At 57.5% G+C, this 25268-nt stretch carries 23 protein-coding genes and 3 tRNA genes; 21 read left to right on the top strand and 5 right to left on the bottom strand.

Annotated features, from left to right (window positions below; translation table 11 throughout):
* Positions 1-6: 6 nt before the first annotated feature.
* The 4 genes from GA0071314_RS14605 (at position 7) to eno (ending at position 5592) form a co-directional block, all read left to right on the top strand.
* Positions 7-1425, top strand: a complete 1419-nt coding sequence (locus GA0071314_RS14605; protein WP_074397323.1) for an FAD-dependent oxidoreductase — start codon at positions 7-9, stop codon at positions 1423-1425.
* 286 nt (positions 1426-1711) lie between these two features.
* Positions 1712-3367, top strand: coding sequence for a CTP synthase (locus tag GA0071314_RS14600; protein ID WP_074397322.1), 1656 nt, complete (start codon positions 1712-1714; stop codon positions 3365-3367).
* A 12-nt stretch (positions 3368-3379) separates the two neighbouring features.
* A complete protein-coding gene (gene kdsA, locus GA0071314_RS14595; protein ID WP_074397321.1) occupies positions 3380-4243 on the top strand; it encodes a 3-deoxy-8-phosphooctulonate synthase in 864 nt (287 codons plus the stop codon).
* 59 nt (positions 4244-4302) lie between these two features.
* Positions 4303-5592: a phosphopyruvate hydratase gene (gene eno, locus GA0071314_RS14590; RefSeq protein ID WP_074397320.1), complete on the top strand. Its 1290-nt coding sequence runs from the start codon at positions 4303-4305 to the stop codon at positions 5590-5592.
* A gap of 471 nt (positions 5593-6063) precedes the next feature.
* Here eno and fdxA read toward each other — a convergent pair whose 3' ends face one another.
* On the bottom strand, positions 6064-6387 hold the full coding sequence (gene fdxA / locus GA0071314_RS14585) for a ferredoxin FdxA (RefSeq protein ID WP_074397319.1): 324 nt from the start codon (positions 6385-6387) through the stop codon (positions 6064-6066).
* A gap of 160 nt (positions 6388-6547) precedes the next feature.
* Positions 6548-9118, bottom strand: a complete 2571-nt coding sequence (mutS, locus tag GA0071314_RS14580) for a DNA mismatch repair protein MutS (RefSeq protein ID WP_074397318.1) — start codon at positions 9116-9118, stop codon at positions 6548-6550.
* A 107-nt stretch (positions 9119-9225) separates the two neighbouring features.
* Between mutS and GA0071314_RS14575 the strand changes: the two genes are divergently transcribed.
* The 9 genes from GA0071314_RS14575 to GA0071314_RS14535 all read left to right on the top strand — a co-directional run bounded on the left by GA0071314_RS14575 (position 9226) and on the right by GA0071314_RS14535 (position 16332).
* Positions 9226-9759, top strand: coding sequence for a CinA family protein (locus tag GA0071314_RS14575; protein ID WP_074397317.1), 534 nt, complete (start codon positions 9226-9228; stop codon positions 9757-9759).
* A gap of 90 nt (positions 9760-9849) precedes the next feature.
* Entirely contained in the window at positions 9850-10917 is a 1068-nt protein-coding gene (recA, locus tag GA0071314_RS14570) for a recombinase RecA (RefSeq protein WP_074397316.1), read from the top strand.
* A 15-nt stretch (positions 10918-10932) separates the two neighbouring features.
* Positions 10933-11394: a regulatory protein RecX gene (locus GA0071314_RS14565; protein WP_074397315.1), complete on the top strand. Its 462-nt coding sequence runs from the start codon at positions 10933-10935 to the stop codon at positions 11392-11394.
* 157 nt (positions 11395-11551) lie between these two features.
* Positions 11552-14161 (top strand): alanine--tRNA ligase, encoded by a 2610-nt coding sequence (alaS, locus tag GA0071314_RS14560; protein WP_074397314.1) that lies wholly within the window; start codon positions 11552-11554, stop codon positions 14159-14161.
* Positions 14162-14256: 95 nt separating this feature from the next.
* Positions 14257-15507 (top strand): aspartate kinase, encoded by a 1251-nt coding sequence (locus GA0071314_RS14555; protein WP_074397313.1) that lies wholly within the window; start codon positions 14257-14259, stop codon positions 15505-15507.
* Positions 15508-15700: 193 nt separating this feature from the next.
* Entirely contained in the window at positions 15701-15889 is a 189-nt protein-coding gene (csrA, locus tag GA0071314_RS14550; protein WP_066321318.1) for a carbon storage regulator CsrA, read from the top strand.
* A 121-nt stretch (positions 15890-16010) separates the two neighbouring features.
* A tRNA-Ser gene (locus GA0071314_RS14545) sits at positions 16011-16103 on the top strand.
* A 17-nt stretch (positions 16104-16120) separates the two neighbouring features.
* Positions 16121-16197, top strand: a tRNA-Arg gene (locus GA0071314_RS14540).
* 58 nt (positions 16198-16255) lie between these two features.
* Positions 16256-16332, top strand: a tRNA-Arg gene (locus tag GA0071314_RS14535).
* A 118-nt stretch (positions 16333-16450) separates the two neighbouring features.
* Here GA0071314_RS14535 and GA0071314_RS14530 read toward each other — a convergent pair.
* Positions 16451-17401, bottom strand: a complete 951-nt coding sequence (locus GA0071314_RS14530) for a tRNA dihydrouridine synthase (RefSeq protein WP_074398546.1) — start codon at positions 17399-17401, stop codon at positions 16451-16453.
* Positions 17402-17573: 172 nt separating this feature from the next.
* On the opposite strand from GA0071314_RS14530, the gene GA0071314_RS14525 reads away from it, so the two are divergent.
* From GA0071314_RS14525 to GA0071314_RS14515, 3 genes are all read left to right on the top strand, one after another.
* A complete protein-coding gene (locus GA0071314_RS14525; protein WP_074397312.1) occupies positions 17574-17831 on the top strand; it encodes an OadG family protein in 258 nt (85 codons plus the stop codon).
* Positions 17832-17922: 91 nt separating this feature from the next.
* Complete coding sequence (gene oadA, locus GA0071314_RS14520; protein ID WP_074397311.1) at positions 17923-19734, top strand: sodium-extruding oxaloacetate decarboxylase subunit alpha; 1812 nt, start codon at positions 17923-17925, stop codon at positions 19732-19734.
* Between the two features lie 10 nt (positions 19735-19744).
* Positions 19745-21067, top strand: coding sequence for a sodium ion-translocating decarboxylase subunit beta (locus GA0071314_RS14515; protein ID WP_074397310.1), 1323 nt, complete (start codon positions 19745-19747; stop codon positions 21065-21067).
* A gap of 89 nt (positions 21068-21156) precedes the next feature.
* Here the strand turns inward: GA0071314_RS14515 and GA0071314_RS14510 are convergent, their stop codons facing one another.
* Positions 21157-21780 carry an IMPACT family protein gene (locus tag GA0071314_RS14510; RefSeq protein ID WP_074397309.1) on the bottom strand — a complete coding sequence of 208 codons (624 nt, stop codon included), beginning with the start codon at positions 21778-21780 and terminating at the stop codon, positions 21157-21159.
* 14 nt (positions 21781-21794) lie between these two features.
* The gene (locus GA0071314_RS14505) at positions 21795-22169 is read right to left on the bottom strand and encodes a LexA family protein (protein WP_074397308.1); all 375 of its coding nucleotides are present in this window, start codon (positions 22167-22169) and stop codon (positions 21795-21797) included.
* Positions 22170-22415: 246 nt separating this feature from the next.
* Here GA0071314_RS14505 and ccmA point away from each other — a divergent pair, with 246 nt between their 5' ends.
* The 5 genes from ccmA to ccmE are packed head-to-tail and all read left to right on the top strand — an operon-like array spanning position 22416 to position 25220.
* Positions 22416-23036, top strand: a complete 621-nt coding sequence (gene ccmA / locus GA0071314_RS14500) for a cytochrome c biogenesis heme-transporting ATPase CcmA (protein WP_074397307.1) — start codon at positions 22416-22418, stop codon at positions 23034-23036.
* A gap of 47 nt (positions 23037-23083) precedes the next feature.
* Positions 23084-23782, top strand: a complete 699-nt coding sequence (gene ccmB, locus GA0071314_RS14495; protein ID WP_074398545.1) for a heme exporter protein CcmB — start codon at positions 23084-23086, stop codon at positions 23780-23782.
* A 13-nt stretch (positions 23783-23795) separates the two neighbouring features.
* On the top strand, positions 23796-24536 hold the full coding sequence (locus GA0071314_RS14490; RefSeq protein ID WP_074397306.1) for a heme ABC transporter permease: 741 nt from the start codon (positions 23796-23798) through the stop codon (positions 24534-24536).
* Positions 24536-24748 (top strand): heme exporter protein CcmD, encoded by a 213-nt coding sequence (gene ccmD, locus GA0071314_RS14485; protein WP_074397305.1) that lies wholly within the window; start codon positions 24536-24538, stop codon positions 24746-24748. Before GA0071314_RS14490 ends, ccmD begins: the two co-directional genes overlap by 1 nt.
* On the top strand, positions 24732-25220 hold the full coding sequence (ccmE, locus tag GA0071314_RS14480) for a cytochrome c maturation protein CcmE (RefSeq protein ID WP_074397304.1): 489 nt from the start codon (positions 24732-24734) through the stop codon (positions 25218-25220). The genes ccmD and ccmE overlap by 17 nt, the downstream gene beginning before the upstream one ends.
* Positions 25221-25268: the final 48 nt, after the last annotated feature.

Below are 25268 nucleotides of genomic sequence, written 5' to 3'. Positions count from 1 at the left end.
GAGATCATGGCCAACCGTTTGAATAACGATTTCCAGTTTGTCGATGTGGGTCGTCAAGACCCACAGAAAAAAGATGCGCGTAAGCGTGCCAAAGAATTTGCCGAAATTTACGAGCCGTACAAGCCGAATGAAGCGGCTAGCCAAGCGCACCGCTGCCTGCACTGCGGCAACCCGTATTGCGAGTGGAAATGCCCGGTGCACAACTACATCCCCAACTGGCTGCAGTTGGTGGTGGAAGGCAATATTATTGAAGCCGCCGAGCTTTCGCATAAGACCAACTCGCTGCCCGAAGTGTGCGGCCGGGTTTGCCCACAGGACCGTCTGTGTGAAGGCGACTGTACGCTTAACGACGGCTTCGGTGCGGTCACCATTGGTTCGGTCGAGAAATACATCACCGACACGGCCTTCGCCATGGGCTGGCGACCGGATATGTCCCAGGTCACATGGACCGATAAAAAAGTAGCGATTGTCGGTGCTGGCCCTGCGGGCCTTGGTTGCGCCGACATTCTGGCGCGCAATGGCGTCAAGCCGGTGGTGTTCGACAAGTACCCTGAAATCGGTGGACTGCTGACGTTCGGTATTCCCGAATTCAAGCTGGAAAAGAACGTCATGGAGCGTCGCCGTGCGGTCTTCGAAGAGATGGGTGTGGAATTCCGTCTTAATACCGAGATTGGTACCGATATCGAGTTTGAAACCCTGCTTCAGGATTACGACGCCGTCTTCCTGGGCATGGGCACCTATAAGTACATGGAAGGTGGCTTCCCGGGTGAAGACCTGCCAGGGGTTTATAAAGCACTCGACTTCCTGATTGCCAACGTCAATCGCTGCCTGGGCTTTGAAAAAGACCCCAACGATTATATTTCGATGGAAGGCAAGCGCGTCGTTGTGCTGGGCGGTGGTGATACGGCGATGGACTGTAATCGCACCTCGATTCGTCAGGGCGCGACCAGCGTGACATGCGCCTACCGCCGCGACGAACAAAACATGCCCGGTTCGCGTAAAGAAGTCGCCAATGCCCGTGAAGAGGGCGTCGAGTTCCTGTTCAATCGACAGCCGGTGGCCGTGGTCGGTGACGACAAGGTTGAGGGCGTTAAGGTAGTGCGTACTCGCCTGGGCGAACCGGACGAAAACGGTCGCCAACGTCCCGAGGTGGTACCGGGCTCAGAAGAGATTATCGCCGCTGATGCCGTTGTGGTCGCCTTTGGCTTCCAGGCAAGCCCCGCGCCGTGGTTCGACCCAGCCAATATTCAGGTTGACGAGCGCGACCGGGTCAAAGCGCCGGAGCATGGCCAATACGCCTTCCAGACCAGCAACGAGAAAATCTTTGCCGGTGGCGATATGGTGCGCGGCTCAGACCTGGTGGTCACCGCCATCTACGAAGGCCGCCAGGCAGCGGAAGGCATGCTGGACTACCTGGGCGTTTAATCCGGATTCCAGCACAGGGCTTGTAGGCGCCCGACTTGTCGGGCGATCGGGCCGTCTACAAGCGATAACTTGCGGCGGCTTGATGATTGCTGATCGCTCAATGAATTGGGCTCCTACGAACCCCGGTGCACGCACCCAGCCCTGGGCTATCGATCGGTCATCACCATCGGCGCCTCGAGACGTGCTTCTGCCGTAATTGAGCCTTTAGGCGTAGTCTGCTATTCTGTCGTCCCATCCTGGTGTGGCTTTCTGCCGTGCCTTTTGATCACGTTTCGACAGGTTTTTCATGACACGATATATCTTCGTGACCGGCGGCGTTGTGTCCTCCCTTGGCAAGGGCATCGCGTCGGCCTCGCTGGCGGCGATTCTCGAGGCGCGCGGCCTTAAGGTCACCATGCTCAAGCTCGACCCGTACATCAACGTGGACCCGGGTACCATGAGTCCTTTCCAGCATGGCGAGGTGTTTGTCACCGAGGATGGTGCCGAAACCGACCTGGACCTGGGCCATTACGAACGCTTCATTCGTACTAAAATGACCCAAGGTAATAACTTCACCACTGGGCGTGTATACGAACACGTACTGCGCAAAGAGCGCCGGGGCGATTACCTGGGCGGTACCGTGCAGGTAATCCCGCATATCACCGACGAAATCAAACAGCGCGTTTACGCTGGTGGCGAAGGCTTTGACGTCGCGCTGGTGGAAATCGGCGGCACGGTGGGCGATATCGAGTCGCTGCCGTTTTTAGAGTCGATTCGCCAGATTCGTAGTGAGCAGGGCGCCAATCGCGCGCTGTTTATGCACCTGACCCTGGTGCCCTACATCAAAACGGCAGGCGAAACCAAAACCAAGCCGACCCAGCACAGCGTTAAAGAGCTGCGCTCGATTGGTATTCAGCCGGATATCCTGATCTGCCGCAGCGAAGTCGAGCTTGAAGAAAGCGAGCGTCGCAAGATTGCCCTGTTCACCAACGTGGAAGAGCGTGCGGTCGTGCCGCTGCAGGATGCTGACACCATTTATCGTATCCCGCTGATGCTTCACGAGCATGGGCTGGACGATATCGTTTGCGATAAGTTCCGCCTGGAAGCCGGCCCGGCTGACCTCTCCGAATGGGTGAAAGTACTCGACTCGAAGCTCAATCCGCTGAAGTCGGTGAGCATCGCCATGGTCGGCAAGTACATGGAATTACTCGATGCCTATAAATCGCTTAACGAAGCATTGATTCACGCCGGTATTCAAGGACGTATCAAGGTCAACGTTGACTACATTGATTCCGAAGACATCGAGCGCCACGGCACCGAGCGGTTGGCCGGTAAAGACGCTATTCTGGTACCTGGCGGTTTCGGTGAGCGCGGCGTTGAAGGCAAAATCATGACCGCCCAGTTTGCCCGCGAAAACAACGTGCCGTATCTGGGGATTTGCCTGGGTATGCAGGTCGCGGTGATCGAGTTTGCGCGTAACGTGGCCGGTTGGGCAGACGCCAACTCTACCGAGTTTACCCACAACACCCAGCATCCAGTTGTTGGTTTGATTACCGAGTGGCTCAACCCTGAAGGTAAAATTGAGCTGCGTGATGCGGCTTCTGATTTAGGCGGCACCATGCGCTTGGGCGGCCAGGTGTGCCATCTTGCATCGGGTAGCAAAGCGCGTGATGCTTATGGTGCCGATGAAATTGTCGAGCGCCATCGCCACCGTTTCGAGGTCAACAATCAGTTTATCGATGAGTTGGAAAAGGCCGGGTTAGTAGTTTCGGGTAAGAGCGTCGACCAGTCCCTGGTGGAAGTGGTCGAGTTGGCGGATCATCCGTGGTACGTCGCCTGTCAATTCCATCCGGAATTCACCTCGACGCCGCGCGATGGTCATCCGTTGTTTTCGGGCTTTATTAACGCCGCGGTGGAGCATAAAGCCGCGCGCACTCGTGCCCATGCGGCGCCTCAAGAATAAGGGGGAGCCAACATGTCTTCTCAAGAGACATCCCAAGAACGCCATATTAACGTTGCCGGCCTAACCGCCGGCAATTCTTTGCCGCTCATGCTGCTCGGCGGTATGAACGTATTGGAATCGGCTGACATGGCCGATGAAGTGGCCAGTGCCTACGTCAATGTGACGCAAAAGCTGGGCATGCCCTACGTCTATAAAGCGAGTTTCGATAAGGCCAACCGCAGTTCGATTAATTCCTATCGTGGGCCTGGCCTCGAGAAAGGCCTGCAGATTTTGGCTGATATCAAGGCCCGCCACGGCGTACCGGTGATCACCGACGTTCATGAGCCCTGGCAGGCAGCGGCGGCGGCTGAAGTGGCCGACATTATCCAACTGCCTGCCTTTTTAGCGCGCCAGACCGACCTGGTGGTGGCGATGGCCAAAACCGGTGCGGCGATTAATATCAAGAAACCGCAGTTTTTGGCACCCCATGAAATGCGCCATATTATTGCCAAGTTTCAGGAAGCCGGTAATGACCGCCTGATGCTCTGCGAGCGCGGCACCAGCTTTGGCTATAACAACCTGATTGTGGATATGCTGGGCGTTGGCGATATGAAGCAAACCGGCTATCCGGTGTTTTTCGACGTGACTCATGCGCTACAGCGCCCCGGAGGCCGTGCCGACAGCGCCGACGGTCGCCGTGCGCAAGTAGCCGAGCTTGCCCGCGCAGGCGTCGCGGTTGGCTTGGCCGGGCTGTTTCTGGAAGCGCATCCCGACCCGGACAACGCCAAGTGCGATGGCCCCTGCGCCTTGCCGCTGGATCAGTTGGAGCTGTTTCTGACCCAGGTCGCGCAGTTGGATGCGCTGATCAAAGGCTTTACGCCATTGACCATTCGCTGACTGCGGTAGCAAACGTGATACGTTAAACCTCCATTAGACCGACAACTAAGGACACTGTCATGACCAAAATTGTTGATATCCGTGCGTTGGAAGTGCTCGATTCCCGGGGTAACCCCACGGTGCAAGCGAGCGTTCGTTTAGCCAGCGGCGCGGTAGGCGAAGCCTGCGCCCCCAGCGGTGCCTCTACTGGCTCACGGGAAGCGCTTGAGCTGCGTGATGGCGACAAAACGCGCTATCTCGGCAAAGGCGTGCTCAAGGCAGTGGATGCGGTCAATGGCAAAATCCGGGAAACATTGTTGGGCATGGACGCGCGTGACCAGCGCGGGCTAGATAGCGCTATGCTTTCGCTAGATGGCACGGACAACAAAGCTAACCTGGGCGCTAATGCCATTCTTGCCGTGTCGCTTGCGGCCGCCAAAGCCGCGGCCAATGCTAAAGGCGTGCCGCTTTATGCCCATATCGCCGAGCTTTACGGCCAGCCGGGTGAATACCTGATGCCGGTGCCCATGATGAACATCCTAAACGGCGGTGAACACGCGGATAACAACGTCGATATTCAGGAATTTATGGTCCAGCCGGTGGGCGCGGCCAACTTCCGCGAAGGCTTGCGCATGGGCGCTGAGATTTTCCATGCGCTGAAAAAAGTACTGTCGGCGAAGGGGTTGTCTACGTCCGTTGGCGACGAAGGTGGTTTTGCGCCCAACCTGGCGTCCAACGCCGATGCACTGGCGATTATTAAGCAAGCCGTGGCCGATGCCGGTTACCAACTGGGTAGCGACGTCACCCTGGCGCTCGACTGTGCCTCGTCTGAATTCTATAAAGACGGTCAGTACAACCTGGCCGGCGAAGGCAAGCGCTACGATGCCCAAGGCTTTGCCGACTATCTGGCAGGCCTGTGCGACGACTACCCGATCGTGTCTATCGAAGACGGCATGGACGAGTCGGACTGGGACGGCTGGAAAGCGCTGACCGATAAATTGGGCGATAAGGTCCAACTGGTCGGCGATGATCTGTTCGTCACCAATACCAAGATCCTCAAGCGCGGTATTGATGAGCAGATCGGTAACTCGATCCTGATCAAGTTCAACCAGATTGGTTCGCTGTCGGAAACCCTGGATGCGATCAAAATGGCCCAGGATGCGGGCTTCACCGCGGTGATTTCCCACCGCAGCGGTGAAACCGAAGACACCACGATCGCTGATCTGGCGGTGGGTACCTGCGCTGGTCAAATAAAGACAGGATCGCTGTGCCGCTCCGACCGTGTCGCCAAATATAACCGTCTGCTAGTGATCGAAGACGAATTGGGCGATGTTAGCTATCCAGGGATCAAGGCCATTAAAGGGCAATAAAGCAAAAAATGGCGGTTGCTTTGTAAGAGATCTCTCAAAGTTTTGTAAGATATCTCTTACAAATGCCGTCGAAAATCGCTCGAACTGCGTAAGAAAAACAGAAATTTTTCACTAATTAAAATTTAAGCTTCTGTTTTTAATGATTTTTTATAAAAAGGGCGGACCAGCGTGGTCTGCCCTTCGTCGTTTTGGACCGCCTTGTGATGCGACAGCGTTCTGCCACAATGCCTATCAAGGATAAGGGGAGGCAAGGATGCTCTCATGCAGGATGCAACGGGATGCAGGTGGTGCGCCGGATGACACAGTGATGTGAGCCCTGGCAAGGACGGCACCGAAGGACGTTGACACAGGGAGTGGTCAGGAGGAAGTGCTTGGAGCGGGCGGCCTACGGGCCGCCTTTTTTTTGCGCCCGCTTGTGTCCATATAAAAAAACCAGCGCAATCGCTGGTTTTAATCGCAGCGTTGTCTCGATTAACGCTCGAGCTTTTCCAGCTTACCGCTTTTGCCATCCCATTCTTCGGCATCGGGCAGCGGGTCTTTTCTCTCGGCAATGTTTGGCCACACCTCAGACAGCTCGGCGTTGATCTCAATAAACTGCTCTTGCCCGTCGGGCAGTTCATCTTCAGAGAAAATCGCCTCCGCAGGGCACTCGGGCTCACACAGCGCGCAGTCGATACACTCGTCCGGGTGAATCACCAGAAAATTCGGGCCTTCGTAAAAACAGTCGACTGGGCAGACCTCGACACAGTCAGTGTATTTGCATTGGATGCAGTTCTCGGTAACGACAAACGTCATCTTGCTATCCCTCTTGCGGGACCAAGGGGACGCCCTTGGTCGTGGTCAATCGTGAATGGTTATAAATCAGCCGTTTTTTATAAGCTAAAAAGTATGGGCGACATTCTAGAGGTGCCCTAACGCGGCGGCAAGCACCGCGGTGCTGTTCTGATGCGTCAAATTAGAGCAGTTCGCGCCATTGATATAACAGCGCCAATGCCTCACGTGGCGATAAGCCGTCTACATCGGCCTGCTCCAGCGCCTCGACCACGGGATGAGGAGCGCTGGCAAATAAATCATTCTGCTGAGGCGCAGGCTGGTGAGACAGCGGCATTTGGCGTTGTTCTTCCACATCGCGTTGTTCAAGCGCGACGAGTTTTTCGCGTGCCCGCTGGATCACATGGCTTGGAACACCCGCCAACTGGGCGACCTGCAAACCGTAACTCTGGCTGGCGGGGCCTGCCTCGATGCGGTGCATGAAAACGATATTATCGCCGTGCTCGGTAGCGGTTAAGTGAATATTAGCCACGCCGTCGGCTTGGTCGGGTAGCCCGGTCATCTCAAAGTAATGGGTCGCGAACAGCGTCAGCGCGCGGGCATTGGCCAAGTGCTCGGCGCTTGCCCAGGCCAGTGACAGGCCATCAAAGGTGCTGGTGCCACGGCCGATTTCATCCATCAGTACCAGGCTGTGCTCGGTGGCGTTATGCAGAATATTGGCGGTTTCGGTCATTTCGACCATGAACGTCGAGCGCCCGCCAGCCAGATCATCCGACGAGCCGATACGGGTGAATATTCGGTCAACAGGGCCTATCTCGGCGGCATCGGCTGGCACAAAGCTGCCACTATGGGCCAGCAGCGCAATCAGCGCGGTTTGACGCATATAGGTCGATTTACCGCCCATGTTGGGGCCGGTAATGATCAGCATGTGCTGCTCGGGGGTCAGCGTGACATCGTTGGGCACGAAGGGATGATCGCTGACTTGCTCGACCACCGGGTGACGCCCGGCGTGGATGGTCAGCCCTGTGGACGCCGCCAGGGTGGGGCGCACCCAGTTAAGTGCCTCAGCGCGTTCAGCAAAGGCACACAGCACATCCAGCTCGGCGAGCGCCTGGGAGGTTCGCTGTAGCGCGTTAAGCTCCTCGTTAAGCTCGTTAAGCAGCTGGTCGTAAAGCCATTTTTCCCGGGAAAGAGCGCGTGATTTGGCCGAAAGCGCTTTATCCTCGAACTCTTTAAGTTCAGGAATGATAAACCGTTCGGCATTTTTCAGCGTTTGGCGGCGAATATAGTCTGCAGGGGCCTGCTGGGCTTGAGCGCGGGGCAGTTCGATAAAGTAGCCATGCACGCGGTTATAGCCGACCTTTAAATTGGCCAGGCCGGTGCGTTCTCGCTCACGCAGTTCGAGCTGCACCAGATAATCGCCAGCATTTTCAGCCAGGCCGCGATGTTCATCCAACTCTGCGTCGTACCCCTGAGCGATGACGCCACCGTCGCGGATCACCACCGGTGGGTTGTCGACCAGCGCCCGCTGTAAGGTGTCGGCTACTTCAGGGTAAGGCCGAATATGCGGGCGAAGGCTATCCAGCAGGCTGCCTTCTTCGACCTCACTCAGCTGTTGTTCAAGAGCGGGCAGCGTGGTCAGAGCATCACGCAGACGTGCCAGGTCGCGGGGCCTGGCGCTGTAAAGCGCCACGCGGGCCAGAATGCGCTCGACGTCGCCCACGTCACTTAAGGTATCGCGTATCGCCAGGTAGCGGGCGTCAAGGCCTAATAGCGCGACGCCTGCCTGACGCCCCTGGATGACCTCGCGTTGCCGCAGCGGACGGTTCAGCCAGCGTTTGAGCAGGCGCGAGCCCATGGCCGTTGTGCAGGTGTCCAGCACGCTGGCCAGAGTGTTGTCGGTGGTGCCGCCGAGGTTGATGTCAATTTCCAGGTTGCGTCGGCTGGCGGCATCAATGACCACCGCATCGTCGCGGTTCTCAACGCTGATAGCGGTGACATGGGGCAAACGTGAGCGCTGGGTGTCACGCGCATAGTCGATCAGCACCCCGGCGGCGACCAGCGCGGTGGTTAAGTGCGCACAGCCAAAGCCACGCAGGTCCTGCACCTCGAACTGGTCACACAGGCTACGGGTTGCGCTCTGCAAATCGAACAGCCATTCACCCTGGCGGCGCAGGCTGCGGGTTTGCGACCAAGTGTCGGGTAGTGTGAGGCTCTCGGGGACGAGTAACTCTGCCGGAGAGAGGCGCGTTAGCTCGGCGAGCATCTCGGCTTCGCTATCGACTTCCAGCACGCTAAAGCGGCCACTGGAAAGCTCCAGCCAGGCAAGCCCCCAGCGCTCGCTGGTGGGAGCCACGGCCACGAGTACGTTGTCGCGCCGGGCATCCAGCAATGCTTCGTCGTGCAACGTGCCGGGGGTGACGATACGCACGACTTGGCGATCGACGGGGCCTTTACTGGTGGCGGGGTCGCCAATTTGCTCGCAGATGGCGACGGATTCACCGGCGCCGACCAAGCGTGCCAAATAACCTTCGGCGCTATGGTAGGGGACGCCCGCCATGGGGATAGGTTTGCCGCCGGACTGCCCGCGCTGGGTCAGGGTAATGTCCAGTAGGGTGGCGGCGCGTTTTGCGTCGTCAAAAAAGAGCTCGTAAAAGTCCCCCATTCGGTAAAACAGCAGTACCTCAGGGTGCTCGCGTTTGATCTTTAAGTATTGCGCGATCATTGGCGTGTGCGCGGGGCTGGCCTGTGACATGGGTGTCCTAATTGAGCGTTGTGCAAGCGCGCGGGCTTGCCGTCTGTTTTGAGCAACTGAAACGCAGTATTCTACGCTGAATTGATGACGCACATGAAGGAGCGACCATGTCACCCAGTGTCTCAAGCTTAATAAATTTGGATTTATCCATCTTGGCCCAGCGGTTGGGGCGTCTTTGCCAGCAAGCGCAGCTCGAAGTTACCGCGGCAGAGTCATGTACCGGTGGGGGTATTGCCAGTGCCATTACCTCGGTGGCGGGTAGCTCTGCCTACTTCACTACCGGGTATGTCACTTACGCCAACGCAGCCAAAACACGCTTATTGGGCGTGCCGGAAGCCACACTGAACGCCCATGGCGCGGTCAGCGAAACCGTGGTTAAGCAGATGGTCGCCGGCGCCTGCCGTGAAAGCGGTGCTGGGCTTGCCGTGGCCGTCAGCGGTGTAGCGGGCCCCGAGGGCGGTAGCGACGATAAGCCCGTGGGCACCGTCTGGCTGGCTTGGGGGAACGAGGACCACCAACAGGCTGAGCGCTATCATTTTCCTGGCGACCGGCAGGCGGTGCGCGAGCAAGCCGTACGTCAGGCGCTGGCAGGCCTGGTGGCGCGCTTGGCAGAAAAGGTAGGCGATGCCCGCGCGAAATAATCGCGCGAAACACTGGCTGAGGATTTGTTTAGCGGCTAATCTTTGGCATACTACTGGCTAATTATACAGCTTCTGATGAGGATTGACTGAATGGCACAGGATGATAATCGCACCAAAGCGCTCAACGCTGCGCTCACCCAAATTGATCGCCAGTTTGGTAAAGGCACGGTCATGCGTTTGGGCGATACCCCCCGCGTTGTAATGCCATCGGTGTCCACGGGGTCGTTGGGTTTGGATATTGCCCTGGGTATCGGAGGGCTACCGTTTGGCCGTGTGTGCGAAATCTTTGGCCCGGAGTCGTCGGGTAAAACCACCCTGACGCTGTCGGTGATTGCCCAAGCGCAAAAGCAAGGCAAAGTATGTGCCTTCGTGGATGCCGAGCACGCCCTTGATCCCAGCTATGCAGAAAAATTGGGTGTTAATCTGGACGACCTGCTGGTATCCCAGCCGGATACTGGCGAGCAAGCCCTGGAAATCACCGACATGTTAGTGCGCTCAGGTGGTGTGGACGTCATCGTCATCGACTCGGTTGCCGCCCTAACGCCGCGTGCTGAGATTGAAGGCGAAATGGGTGATTCCCACGTGGGTCTGCAGGCGCGTTTGATGTCCCAGGCGCTGCGTAAAATTACCGGCAATATTAAAAACGCCAACTGCCTAGTCGTATTCATCAACCAGATCCGCATGAAGATTGGTGTGATGTTCGGCAGCCCCGAAACCACCACGGGGGGGAACGCGCTGAAGTTTTACGCCAGTGTACGCTTGGATATCCGCCGCACCGGCTCGGTGAAAGTAGGGGATGAAGTCACCGGTAATGAAACCCGCGTAAAAGTGGTCAAAAACAAGGTGGCACCACCGTTCCGCCAGGCCGAGTTCCAAATTCTCTACGGCAAGGGTATTTACCACGCCGGCGAAGTCATCGACTTGGGTGTGCAGCAGAACCTGGTGGATAAAGCGGGCGCCTGGTACAGCTACAAGGGCAAGAAGATCGGCCAGGGTAAGGCAAACGCTGCTCAGTACCTGGAAGAACATCCGGAGACCATGGAAGAGATCGAAAGCCAGATCCGCGCTCAGTTGCTTGCCCAGCCCGACCCTAAAAAAGAAGAAGCCGCCATGGCGGATGTGGCAGCCGACGCCGATACCGAAGACGATCTGCTCTAAGCCGCTGGCGTCAGTATGTTTTCATCGTCCCAAGACGCCACCCCTCGGGAGGTGGCCATTCAACTGCTGGCTCGGCGGGAATACTCCCGCGCCGAGCTGGCGCGCAAGCTTGAGCAGAAGGCATTTGCCGCTGAAGAGATTGATGCCTGCCTCGAGACATTGGCCGAGCAGGGATTACAGTCGGACGCGCGCTTTGCCGAAAGCTTTATCCGCTCGCGTATCAATCGTGGGCAAGGCGTCATTCGCATTAAGGGCGAGCTAAGCCAGCGTGGGGTCGACCGCGAAATAGCCACGGAAGCCTTTGCCGCGGTTGAAGAGCGCGAGGCAGTCGATTGGTTTGAGCTCGCCCGTGACACCCTGGCACGACGCTTTTCATCTCCCGGCGCTACCCCCAAAGAACGCGCTAAGCGGGAACGCTTTCTTGCCACGCGCGGGTTTGATTTTGACCAAATCCGCTACGCGTTAGACAGTCTATAGTCCGCTTCAATGGGCGATAAAGCCCCCTTTCAAATAACTCTGCCACTAACTGCGGCTTTAGTCGTTTGACAACTGCGCTATAATGGCCCCTTTGCGACCCCAGCGGGTAGCGGCGACAGCGCCCTGGGGCATCACGCTTTCTTGTTACGGATACCCTATGAAGAGCGCAGAGATCAGACAGGCTTTTTTATCTTTCTTTGAAGATCAAGGGCATACCATCGTGCCCACTAGCTCGTTGGTGCCGGGCAATGACCCCACGCTACTGTTTACCAACGCAGGAATGGTGCCTTTCAAAGATGTCTTCCTCGGTCGCGACCCGCGCCCCTATGTGCGGGCAGCCTCGGCGCAGCGCTGCGTCAGGGCGGGCGGTAAGCATAATGACCTGGATAACGTCGGCTATACTGCGCGTCACCATACCTTCTTCGAGATGCTGGGCAACTTCAGCTTCGGCGACTATTTCAAGCGTGATGCCATTCGCTTCGCCTGGACCTTTCTTACTGAAACGCTAGGGCTGCCGAAAGACAAGCTATGGGTGACGGTACATATCAGCGACGACGAAGCCGAGCGTATCTGGAAAGACGACATTGGCATCGACCCTGAGCGTTTCTCCAAGCTCGATGAAGATAACTTCTGGCAGATGGGCGATACTGGCCCTTGCGGCCCCAGCTCCGAGATTTTCTTTGACCACGGCCCCGAGGTGTGGGGCGGGCCTCCCGGCAGCCCCGAAGAGGATGGCGACCGCTACATCGAAATTTGGAACCTGGTGTTCATGCAGTTCGATCGCGACGCTGAGGGGACGCTGAATCCGCTGCCCAAGCCTTCGATCGACACCGGTATGGGGCTGGAGCGGGTGGCCGCCGTGATGCAGGGCGTGCATTCCAACTATGAGATAGACCTGTTCCAGAACCTGCTTCAGGCCGCCGCCAGCGCCACCGGGCACAGCGATACCCAAACACCGTCGCTGCGCGTAATTGCTGACCATATCCGCTCCTGTGCCTTCTTGATTGTCGATGGCGTGCTGCCGTCCAACGAAGGCCGTGGCTATGTGCTGCGCCGGATCATTCGCCGGGCGATTCGCCATGGCCATAAGCTGGGAGCCACAGAGCCGTTCTTCCATAAGCTGGTCAATGCGCTAGACGATGAGATGGGCGATGCCTATCCCGAACTGCGCGAAGCCAACAGCCAGATCGCTCGGGTACTGTTGAAAGAGGAAGAACAGTTCGCGCGTACGCTGGATCACGGTATGGGTCTGCTCAATGCGGCGCTTGACGAACTGCAGGGCGACGTATTGCCGGGCGAAACCGTGTTCAAGCTCTACGACACCTACGGGTTCCCCTATGATTTAACCGCCGATGTCTGTCGCGAGCGCGAAGTCAGCCTCGATGAAGCAGGCTTTCACCGCGAACTCGAAGCCCAGCGTGAGCGCGCCCGGGCGGCCAGCCAGTTTGGCGCCGATTACAGCACCTCCATTGAGCTCGACGGCGAAACCACCTTTACCGGCTACGACCGCCTGGAAGATCAGGCAAGCGTTACCGCGCTGGTCGATACGGAAGGCAACGAGCTTGCCGCGCTGGAAGCGGGGCAGAAAGGCATTGTGGTGCTGGACCGTACCCCGTTCTACGGTGAGTCCGGCGGCCAGGTGGGTGACACCGGCTATTTATACGTCGACGGCGGTCGCTTCCAGGTCACTGACACTCAAAAGCAGAGCGGCCACCACCTCCACCAGGGCATTATGGTAGAAGGCACGTTAAACGTGGGGGCCCACGTGCGCGGCGAGGTGGATGCCAGCCTGCGTACGGCCACGATTCGTAATCACTCGGCGACGCACCTGCTACACAAAGCGCTGCGCATGGTATTGGGCGATCACGTTCAACAGAAAGGCTCGCTGGTTAATGCCGAACGGCTACGCTTCGACTTCAGCCACTTTGAACCCATGACCGATGAGCAACTGTCGGAAGTTGAGCGGCTGGTCAACGAGCAGATCCTCGCCAACGCCCCGACCAAGGTCGAGCAGATGAGTCTCGATCAAGCCAAGGCCAAGGGTGCAGCAGCGCTGTTTGAGGCCAAATACGCCGATAACGTGCGCGTGCTGACTATCGGTCAGGACGAATTCTCAATCGAGCTATGCGGCGGCACTCACGTGGCACGCAGCGGCGATATCGGCTGTTGTCACCTGGTTAGCGAAGTGGGCATTGCCTCGGGCGTACGCCGTATCGAGGCGATTACCGGCGAGAATGCCCTGGCGTATTTCCGTGAGCAGGAAGCCCGCATTCAGCGGCTGGGTGAGCGACTGAAGACCAAGCCTGAGCAGGTCGAAGCGCGGGTGGAGGCGTTGGCAGAGCGCAATCGCAGCCTGGAAAAAGAGCTTGAGCAGCTTAAAGCGAAGCTTGCCAGTGCCGCCGGCAGCGACATGCTGAGTCAGGTGCAGGATATTAACGGGGTGAAATTGCTGGCAACGCAGCTTGAGGGCGTTTCTGGTAAAGACCTGCGCGGTGTGCTGGATCAGCTTAAGAACAAGCTAAGCTCCGGTGTGATTATCCTAGGCGTTGCCGACCAGGCGGCGGGTAAAGTCAGTCTGATCGCCGGTGTGACAAAAGACCTCACCGGCCGGGTGAAAGCAGGTGAGCTGGTCAATCACGTGGCCTCCCAGGTGGGAGGCAAAGGCGGTGGCCGCCCAGATATGGCCCAAGCGGGTGGCAGTCAACCCGATGCCTTGCCCGGTGCGTTGAACAGCGTACCGGCATGGTTGGAAAACACGCTTAACTAAACAGGAAGGCCGGTGGCATTATTTGTCATCGGCCTTTCACTTATTAGCAATAACAACATTCATCCTCCATTCCCGAACGATAGGAAAAACGGCATATGGCACTATACGTACAGAAGTTCGGCGGCACTTCGGTGGGCTCTGTCGACCGTATCAAGGCCGTAGCGGAAAAAGTCAAAGGCTTCCGCGATCAAGGCCACCAAGTCGTGGTGGTGGTCTCCGCGATGAGCGGTGAGACCAATCGCCTGACCGACATGGCGCACGCGTTGAATGATGACCCTGCTCCGCGCGAAATGGACATGCTGCTCTCCACCGGCGAACAGGTGACCATTTCGCTGTTAGCCATGGCGCTTCAGCAGGCCGGCGTTGCCGCCACGTCGCATACCGGTGCGCAAGTCGGCATTCACACCGACAGTGCCTACACCAAGGCACGTATTCAGCGCATTGAGACCGACGATCTAAAAGCCGATCTGGACGCGGGCCAAGTTGTTGTGGTCGCGGGTTTCCAGGGCGTGGATGAAGACGGCAACATTACCACGCTGGGGCGCGGCGGTTCGGATACCACCGGGGTAGCCCTGGCGGCGGCGTTAGGTGCTGATGAGTGCCAGATATATACCGATGTCGATGGCGTTTATACCACCGATCCCCGCGTCTGCACCAAGGCGCAGCGGCTTGAAAGTATCACCGTTGAAGAAATGCTCGAGCTGGCAAGTCTGGGCTCAAAAGTGCTGCAAATTCGCGCGGTCGAGTTTGCCGGTAAATACAATGTTCCCCTGCGGGTGCTGTCGAGCTTTGAAGACGGCCCCGGTACCCTAATTGTTGCTGAAGCAGACCAAGACGAGGACTCCATGGAAGAACCGCTGATTTCCGGTATCGCGTTCACTAAAAACGAAGCCAAGCTGACCCTGCTGAATACTCCTGATGTGCCGGGTGTTGCCTCGCGTATTCTGGGCCCGATCGCCGACGCCAATATTGAAGTCGACATGATCGTGCAGAACGTGGCACCGGCGGGTGATTACACCGACTTTACCTTTACTGTCGCCAAGGGCGACTATAAAGCCACCAAAAAGCTGCTTGAAGAAACCGTCATTCCTAGCCTGGGCGGGGGTGAATTGCGTGGCGACGATAATATTGCCAAAGTATCGTTGGTGGGTGTTGGTATGCGCTCCCACGCTGGCGTGGCGTCTAAAATGTTTCGTGTGCTTGCCGATGAAAATGTCAATATCCGGATGGTCTCCACCTCGGAAATCAAAATTTCGGTGGTGATTGATGAAAAACACATGGAACTCGCCGTTAATGCCTTACACAAAGCATTTGGTCTAGATAAATCAGATATCGAATCTGAATAACATTGTCGCCTTAAACCTTCTACGCTGAAGGGTACTTGCTGCCGTGTGGTGGTGAGCTTTCTTTCAACGGGAGGTTGAGGTGTCATGGAGCCGGTGCCATTGGTGGTAGAAGGTGCCATGCCGCATAATGGCATGGTGCCGCTTCCGGCGGACACATCCCGTTGTATAAAAACGTCTGAGAAGGAGATCAGCCATGCTCATCCTAACCCGCCGTGTCGGCGAAACCCTGATGATAGGGGATGAAATCACCGTCACCGTACTAGGTGTGAAAGGTAACCAAGTTCGTATTGGCGTTAATGCGCCAAAAGACGTGGCGGTTCACCGCGAAGAGATCTATCAGCGCATTCAGCGCGAACGAAGCGGTGAAAGTGAAGCGGAATGAGCGCTGGTTGGCGACGAAATAAAGTCGCGTCATGCGCGTAAGGTAAGGTCGGCGCGAAAAAAAACCGAGCAGGGCTGGACAACTTTCCGCCAAATCGGTAATATTCGCGCCGTGCCGTTAAGGAGAGGTGGCCGAGTGGCTGAAGGCGCTCCCCTGCTAAGGGAGTATAGGGTTTATAGCCCTATCGAGGGTTCGAATCCCTCTCTCTCCGCCAGCCGCACACTAAGGTAAGCGCCCGTAGCTCAGCTGGATAGAGTATCTGACTACGAATCAGAGGGTCGGAGGTTCGAATCCTCCCGGGCGCGCCACCTTTTTAGATGTTGTTTTGACGTCTTAATGACATAGCAAACGTGGAATAGCATCCACGCGCCCGTAGCTCAGCTGGATAGAGTATCTGACTACGAATCAGAGGGTCGGAGGTTCGAATCCTCCCGGGCGCGCCAGAATTTCAAACCCGTCCTTTTACAAGGGCGGGTTTTCTGTTTCTTGTCGGACTCAAGTGGCTCGCGCTTGGGTCTGACGATTGTGTTTAGCGCCCCGCTTAACGGTAGGGCGCTTTTTTTATGCGGTTTCGGCAATCTTGGCTGGCACCACAAGGTTTTCAAGCAGGGTATCCAGCTCGGTAATCCGCTTGACGCGCTGAAATTGACGGTTGGCCTCCGCATTGCCCTGTCGCATTTGCGCGAGCCACTGCTTGACCAGCGAAACCACAACGCGTTGCGGCAGGTGCTGGCGTTGGCGGTGTGCATATTGCTTGAGAACGCTGGCGCGCATTGACCAGGTGGTGTCGGCCAGGCGCTCACCGGTGTTCTGCCAGTGTCGTATCCTAGGCGCCAGCCAGGGATCGGCCAGCGCGCTGCGTCCCAGCATTACATCACGGCAGCCTGAGAGCGTGCGTGCTTTCCAGTAATCTTCCAGGGTCCAGATATCGCCGTTTGCCACCACTGGCAGCGATACGCGGTGGCGAATTTTGGCGATCCATTCCCAGTGGGCGGGAGGACGATAGCCTTCGTCGCGGGTGCGGCCGTGAACCACCAGTCGCGCCGCGCCACCTGCCTCGGTGGCCTGGGCACAGGCGACGGCCAGGCGCCGGTCGGAAAACCCAAGGCGAATTTTGGCGGTTACGGGAATTTCGCCGGCAAGCGCGTCGGCGACCGCTTTAACGGCCTGGTAGACGCGCTCGGGTTGCCTTAGAAGGGATGCGCCACCGTCGTGGCGGTTGACGAGTTTGGCAGGGCAGCCAAAATTAAGATCAATACTGCGCGCGCCGAGCGACAGTGCTTGCTGAGCATTGGTAGCAAGTGCCACAGGGTCTGCCCCCAGCAGTTGCAAGTGCACGGGGACACCGCTCGGTGTGGCAACGTGAGTGTGGGCGAGTTCAGGGCAATGTTTATAAAACACGCGCGGGGGTAGGCGAGCGTCGACAACGCGTACAAACTCGGTCACTGTCCAATCAAACCCAGGCGTGACGGTTAGCAGTTCGCGTGTGACGGCATCGATCACGCCCTCCATGGGGGCTAGTCCGATTTCGCCTTTATGTAGTAAATTAACAACCATGACTTAAACCATCGCGACATTGCAATATTCAGAGGGTGTGGCAGGTTAGTGTATTCCCAGCACTGCGCCAAGCGTCAATAAGCAGTGGCGTTGATGGTGTTATTGGCTACCAGACAGGAGATGCCATATGCAGGACCTGGAACTATTACAGGAAGGCCTTGGCCTGATGGCACTGGGCATGGGGTTTGTATTTGTTTTTCTTGGTATTTTAGTGTTTTCGCTGACGCTTATGTCGGGCGTCATCAGGCGTTTCCAGCCTGCCCCTGCGCCGGTTATATCTAATGGTAATACTAAGCGACCGTCGCAATCGACTGCCAAAGACGATGAAACCCTCGCCGTGATCAGTGCTGCAGTGCACCGTTATCGTACCAAAATACGTCGTTAACTTCCCTGTTTGCCGGGGGGGATTCGCGCAAGCTGGACATTTTTTTGTTATTTTTACTACAAATAAACATTCCTTGACTACGAGCCAAGCCATGAAAGAAACCAAACGCCCACTAGGCATTACCGATGTCGTCCTGCGTGATGCCCATCAATCGTTGTTCGCTACCCGGCTGCGGCTGGCGGACATGCTGCCGATTGCCGAAAAGCTGGATCAAGTCGGCTACTGGTCTTTGGAAACCTGGGGCGGTGCGACGTATGACGCCTGCATTCGCTATCTGGGCGAAGATCCCTGGGAGCGTATCCGCGCCCTCAAAGAAGCTATGCCCAATACCCCTCAGGCGATGCTGCTGCGCGGCCAGAACCTGCTGGGTTACCGGCATTATGCTGACGACGTGGTCGACAAGTTCGTCGAGCGTGCCAAAACCAACGGTGTCGATGTATTTCGTGTGTTTGATGCGATGAACGACCCGCGCAACCTGGAGCGCGCCATCAAGGCGGTGCGCCAAGTGGGCGGCCATGCGCAAGGCACCATTTCTTACACAGTGAGTCCGGTACATACCCTGGATAGCTGGATCGATCTCGCCAAGACCATTGCGTCCATGGGCGCGGATTCGCTGGCTATCAAGGATATGGCGGGGCTGCTGACGCCTTACACTGCGTTTGAACTGGTCTCGCGTCTCAAGAAAGAACTGTCGATTCCCGTGCATCTGCATTGCCATGCCACCACCGGGCTTTCCACCTCTACGATTCTTAAAGCGGTCGAAGCGGGCATCGACAATGTCGACACCGCGATTTCGTCGATGTCGATGACCTACGGCCACAGCCCTACTGAATCGGTGGTGGCGATGCTCAAGGACACCGACCGCGATACCGGGTTGGACCTTGAACTGCTGGAAGACATTGCCAGCTACTTCCGCGGCGTGCGCAAGAAATACGCGGCGTTTGAAGGCTCGCTGCGCGGTATCGACTCGCGCATTCTGATCGCCCAGGTGCCCGGTGGCATGCTGACCAACATGGAAGGCCAGCTCAAGGAGCAGGGCGCCGGCGATAAGCTGGACGACGTCTTGACCGAGATCCCCCGCGTGCGCGAAGACCTCGGCTTTATCCCGCTGGTGACGCCAACCTCGCAGATTGTCGGTACCCAAGCCGTCATGAACGTCATGATGGGCGAGCGCTACAAGTCGATTTCCAAGGAAGTCCAAGCGCTGCTCAAAGGCGAATACGGCGCCGCGCCGGCACCGTTTAACCGCGAGTTGCAGCAGCGCGTGCTGGAAGGTGGCGAACCGATCACCTGCCGCCCGGCGGACAACCTATCGCCGGAAATGGACAGGCTCGCCGGTGAGCTGAAAGACCATGCCAAAGCCGATGGCATCCGCCTGGCTGACGGCGAGCAGCAAGTGGACGACGTGCTGACCTACGCGCTGTTCCCGCAGATTGGTCTTAAATTCCTTAAGAACCGTGACAATCCTGACGCCTTTGAGCCCGAGCCCCAGGCGGCCGAGGCGGAAAGCGCCAAGGTGCCTGCCAAAGCGGAAAGCAAAGCGCCCGTGGCAAGCAGTGGCCCGGAAACCTATACCGTCAAGCTCAAAGGTAAAGCATTTGTCGTCGAAGTGTCCGAAGGCGGCGACATCAGCGACGTGCAGGAGCAAACCGCCGCGGGTGCAGCGCCCAAAGAAGAAGCGCCGGCACCGAGCGGTGAGGCGATTACCGCGCCCTTGGCCGGCAATATCTTCAAGGTCAATGTACGCCCGGGTGATAGCGTGGCCGAGGGCGACGTGGTGATTATCCTTGAAGCGATGAAAATGGAAACCGAAGTGCGCGCCAGCAGTGCCGGGACCGTTTCGGCCGTGAGCGTCAGTGAGGGCGACAGCGTTGCCGTCGGCGATACGCTGATCGAACTCTAAGGACTCCCGCATGGATAAACTAATTACCTTATGGGAAGGCTCCGGGCTTTATAACCTTGAGCTTGGCCAAGTCGTGATGGTTGCAGTGGGACTATTGCTGCTCTACCTCGCCATCTACAAGAAGTTTGAGCCACTGTTGTTGGTGCCAATCGGCTTTGGCGGCATTCTCGCCAACATTCCTGAGGCGGGGTTGGCGCTATCGGCGCTTGATCAGGCGATCGAGGTCGGCCGGCCCGCACTGTTGGAGCAGTTGGCCTCGGCGCTTGGCGGCAGCCTGGATAGCCAGGCGAGCGTCGACAGCTGGCGCACGTCGATTCAGCAGATGATAGCTGACGAGGCCTCGGTGGAGCAGATTGCCACAGCGGAAACCGTGGCCAAAGGCTCGGGTTATGGCGACGGTCTGCTGTACGTGTTCTACACCGTGGCTATTACCTCCGGCATTGCCCCGCTGATCATCTTCATGGGCGTCGGCGCGATGACCGACTTTGGCCCGCTGCTGGCCAACCCGCGCACGCTGTTCCTGGGCGCCGCCGCGCAGTTCGGCATTTTTGCCACGCTGTTCGGCGCCGTGCTGCTGTCGTCGATGGGGTGGATGGACTTCTCGCTCAACCAGGCCGCTGCCATCGGTATTATCGGCGGCGCGGATGGCCCGACCTCGATCTACGTTGCGAGCATGCTGGCGCCTGAACTGCTGGGTGCGATTGCCGTGGCCGCTTACGCCTACATGGCGCTGGTGCCGTTGATCCAGCCGCCGATCATGCGCCTTCTGACATCCAGGAAAGAGCGCGAAATCACCATGACGCAGCTGCGCCCGGTGTCGAAGCTCGAGAAGATCGTCTTTCCGCTGCTGCTGTTGATCCTGGTGGCGCTGTTTCTGCCCGATGCGGCGCCGCTGTTGGGGATGTTCTGCTTTGGTAACCTGATGCGCGAATGTGGCGTGGTCGAGCGGCTAAGCGACACGGCGCAAAACGCGCTGATAAATACCGTGACGATCGTGCTGGGCCTTGCCGTGGGCTCCAAGCTCATGGCTGAAAGCTTCCTGTCGCTTGAAACGCTCGGCATCATGGCGCTGGGGATCGTGGCCTTCGGGATCGGCACCTCGGCCGGGGTGTTGATGGCCAAGCTAATGAACCTGGTGAGTAAAATGCCGATCAACCCGCTGATTGGTGCGGCGGGGGTCTCGGCGGTGCCGATGGCGGCACGCGTGGCCAACAAGGTGGGGCTCGAGTCCAACCCGCATAACTTCCTGCTGATGCACGCCATGGGTCCCAATGTGGCCGGGGTGATCGGCTCGGCGGTGGCTGCGGGTGTGATGATCAAGTACTTAGGTTAACCAGTGCTGGGGCTGACCAACAATTGGGCTAAAACGCCTCGATAGCCACGCAATCGGCCGCCCCTGAAGAGGGGCGGCCGTTTTTTTGCTTATAGTGAGATCGTCTGCGCGCTAAGGGACTGCTTGAGGCGGCTTTCCAGCGGGCTAAGATCAAGTGCGTGGTCACTGGGCCAGCCGATCGTCAGCGCGACACCATTCCCATCATAGTCGGCATTAACCACTGGGATGGCCTGTTCGTCACACCACGCGCGGGCTAACGACTCGTCGGCAAAGGCAAAACGGACCAGGTAGTGATTTCGCTCGACGATTTCCTGTGTGGGAAGCGAGGCCAGGGCATGATTCACTGCCTGGGAGTAGGCGCGCGCCAGTCCACCCGTGCCTAGTTTGGTACCGCCAAAGTAGCGAATGACGACACTACCGATTTCACCCAGTTGACTACCTTGAAGCGCTTGGTACATGGGGCGGCCCGCGGTACCGCCGGGCTCACCGTCATCGGAGAAGCCAATGCGTTGCTGCTCGCCCGGGGCGGCCGCGATATAAGCCAGGCAGTGGTGACTAGCGCTGGGGTGGGCCTGTTTGGCCGCCGTTGTCAGAGCATTGACGGCGTCAAGGTCAGGGGTGTGGGCGACCCAGGCGATAAAGCGGCTTTTTTCAATCTCAATCTCGTTAATGTGCCAAGTGCCTGGAGGTAGTTGGGGGACGCGATAGCGCATGTATATCCCGGCGTTTAGTGTGTCACGGGATGATGCTCAATTCCCATGAACATGCCAAGTACCTGAATATCACGATTATGCAAAAACACTTCGGGGTGCTGCGCGTCGTCGAGCAACAGGCGCACACCCGCTCGGCTGATGGATAGCTGTTTGAGGGCAAGCGTTTGCTGATTGATTTCAGCAATAACGGTTTCGTCCTGGCTGTCATGCTGATAGCGACGAATGACGATAACATCGCCATCAAACAGGTTGCAGTCTGACATGCGGTTGCCTCGCACCTTTAATGTGTAGGTGTTGCGGCGTGTCATCCGCGCGGTCGATGGCGGAATGGTATAAGGGCGGGGCGTTGGGCGAATCGTCGGCAATGAGGCGTTCATCGACATGTTCATGGCTTTCTCCAAATCAGCGCCCTATCCCTAGGCAAGCTATCGGTAGACACAATACGTTTATAGGTTATACATGTTTTTTCATACAGTGTTTGGTCAGTATAAACCTGTTTTTGCATACAGTGCCAGAAATAATTGTCGAGATGTTTGACGACCTTGGTCGCATGCGTAATGCAGCCGCGGTCGACTAGCGATGGAATGGCTTTAGGTGTAGAGTTCGAGCCAAAATAAACTTACGTGGGGTGACGCTTGACGCTGTGTTTGCAAGGCCGTCAGCTAGGCTGTGAGCGCGATGATCGCTGGCTTTTTCAAGGGCTGGATATTGACGTCAAACACGGTGACATATGGCATGTGGCTGGCCCCAATGGCAGTGGCAAAACCACGCTATTAAAAATGCTGTCCGGGCAGTTCAATGAGTTTTCCGGGTCACTCCACTGGCAGGGTCAGCCGCTTAAACAAGTACGCGAGCACTTTGCCGCCAACTTGCTTTACCTTGGTCACTCGCTTGGTGTAAGCATGGCGCTAACGCCGCTGGAAAACTTAGCCTGGTACCAGGCGTTGCATGGTGAGCGCGGCAGCGAGGCGCAGCGTGAAGCGGCCTTGTCGGCGATGGGGCTGGATGGCATGGAAGATGTCCCCGCCGGGCATTTATCAGCAGGCCAGCAGCGTCGTGTGGCCCTGGCACGGTTAAGCCTCACGCCGCGAGCCCTGTGGGTACTGGATGAGCCGTTTACGGCCATTGACCATGATGGTGTCGAGACCCTGGAAGCGCAGTTGGTAGCGCACGCTAAGGCTGGGGGAGCCGTGGTGATAACGACCCACCACGTACTTAAAATTGCCCACCCGCTATGTCATATTTCGTTGGGGTAAAGGAGCCTGTATTGCCGCCTTTAGAAACCACGCAGCGTGTTGCGGTACTGACCGAGCCAGTCGCTAAGCATCACCTCCGCATAGCGCTTAGCGCCACTTTGATGCGTGACCTTAACCGCATGTGGCGACGCCGGGGGGATGTTCTGAACCCGTTGGTATTCTATGCCTTGGCCGTTAGCTTATTTCCAATAGGTATTTCCCCCGAGGCGGAGCTGCTGGCCGTCATGGCGCCTGGGCTTTTATGGGTCACGGCGCTGCTCGCCACATTGCTGTCGTTGGATAGCCTTTTCCGTAGCGACTTCGACGACGGCAGCCTGGAGCAAATGATGCTTGCTCCTCAGCCGTTGGCGGCGTTAAGCGTTGCCAAAGTTGCTGCCCATTGGCTATTGAGTGGTTTGCCTTTGGCCCTCGTGTCGCCCCTACTGGGCATCATGCTAGCGCTGCCATTGCATGGCATTGGGGTGTTGATGGTGTCGTTAGCGTTGGGGAGTGCCAGCTTGAGCCTTATTGGGGGCATTGGCGCGGCGTTAACCGTCGGTTTGCCCCGAGGTAGCGTGCTACTCTCGCTACTGGTATTGCCGCTGTATATTCCGGTGCTGATTTTTGGGACGGGGGCGGTTCAAGCCGCCATTTTGGGCGACGCCGTGTTGCCCCACTTGGCGATGCTTGGCGCGTTACTGGCCGCGGCGCTGATGTTTGCTCCCTGGGCCATCGCCGCGTCGTTGCGTATCAGTATAAACGGGTAGGGATGGGCACTATATGTGGGGCTTGATACATAAGTTGGGTTCGCCAAAATGGTTTTACTACCGTAGTGCAGCGCTGCAGCCATGGTGCTGGGGTGTGGCAGCGTTACTGTTGCTGACGGGCACCCTATGGGGGCTTGTTTTCGCCCCCGCTGACTACCAACAGGGCAACAGCTTCCGCATCATTTATGTCCATGTGCCGGCCGCTTTTTTAGCCCAGTCGGTCTTTGTTGCCATGGCGGTGGCAGGGCTTATCTACATGGTCTGGAAAATTAAGATCGCCGATATGGCGGCGGCTGCCATGGCGCCATTAGGCGCCGTGATGACCTTTGTGGCGTTATTCTCCGGTGCCGTCTGGGGTGTGCCGACCTGGGGAACATGGTGGATGTGGGACGCCCGATTAACCTCCATGTTGATCCTGCTGTTTCTGTATATTGGGGTGATCGGCCTGCGCGGCGCCTTTACCCGTCGGGATAGCGCGGCCCAGGCGGCATCGGTGCTGACGATGGTCGGCGTGATTAATATTCCTATCATCAAATATTCCGTGGATTGGTGGTACACCCTGCACCAGCCCGCTTCGTTTACGCTGACTTCCAAGCCTTCAATGCCGCTTGAAATGTGGCTACCGTTGCTGATCATGGTGCTAGGCTTTTACTGCTTCTTTATTGCTCTTACGCTTACCCGGACACGCAGTGAAATATTGCGCCGCGAAGCCAACACCCGATGGGTTCAGACGCTTTTTGAGGGGGCTAACTGATGGTATTTGCCTCGCTGGCTGACTGGGCATCCATGGGCGGGCATGGCCTTTACGTGTGGTCTGCCTGGGGAGTGACGGCCGTGTTTATGCTGGGGTTGATGCTCTACGCTCGCGTTGAGCGCCAACGATTGCTGAAACACCTTAAGCGGCAGGCGCGCCGACGCTCAACGACCACGCAGCAAAGAGGCTATTGCGATGACCCCAAGGCGTAAGTGCAAGCTTTATGTAATTCTCACCTTGGTCAGCCTGGCCGCACTGGTCATCGGGTTGACGCTATATGCCCTGCGCGCCAACATTAATTTGTTTTTTAGCCCCGTGCAGATTGCCCAGGGCGAGGCCCCAATGGGGCGCTCAATACGCGCGGGGGGCATGGTGAAAGTTGACTCGGTGTCCCGCGATGACGATAGCTTGAGCGTCGCGTTCACTGTCACCGACTATGTGGACGACTTGCACGTTGATTACCAGGGCATCCTGCCCGACCTGTTTCGCGAGGGGCAGGGCGTCGTGGTAGTGGGCGAGTTGCAAGACGATGGTCGTTTTCGTGCCGAGGACGTACTCGCCCGTCACGACGAGAATTATATGCCGCCCGAGGTTGCCAAAGCGCTGGAAGATGCTGGCTACTCGCCCGCCGATTTTCAGGCCAAAGCCGCGGAGATGGATCAGCAGCGCGAGGACGATTCGTGAAACCACCTCAGCCCGTCGCCGCTGGGTTTAGCATTCAGCCGGAGTATC

Source organism: Halomonas sp. HL-93 (assembly GCF_900086985.1).
GTDB lineage: Bacteria > Pseudomonadota > Gammaproteobacteria > Pseudomonadales > Halomonadaceae > Vreelandella.
Note: the sequence above shows the minus strand (reverse complement) of the source record. Positions and strands in the feature narration are given on the sequence as shown.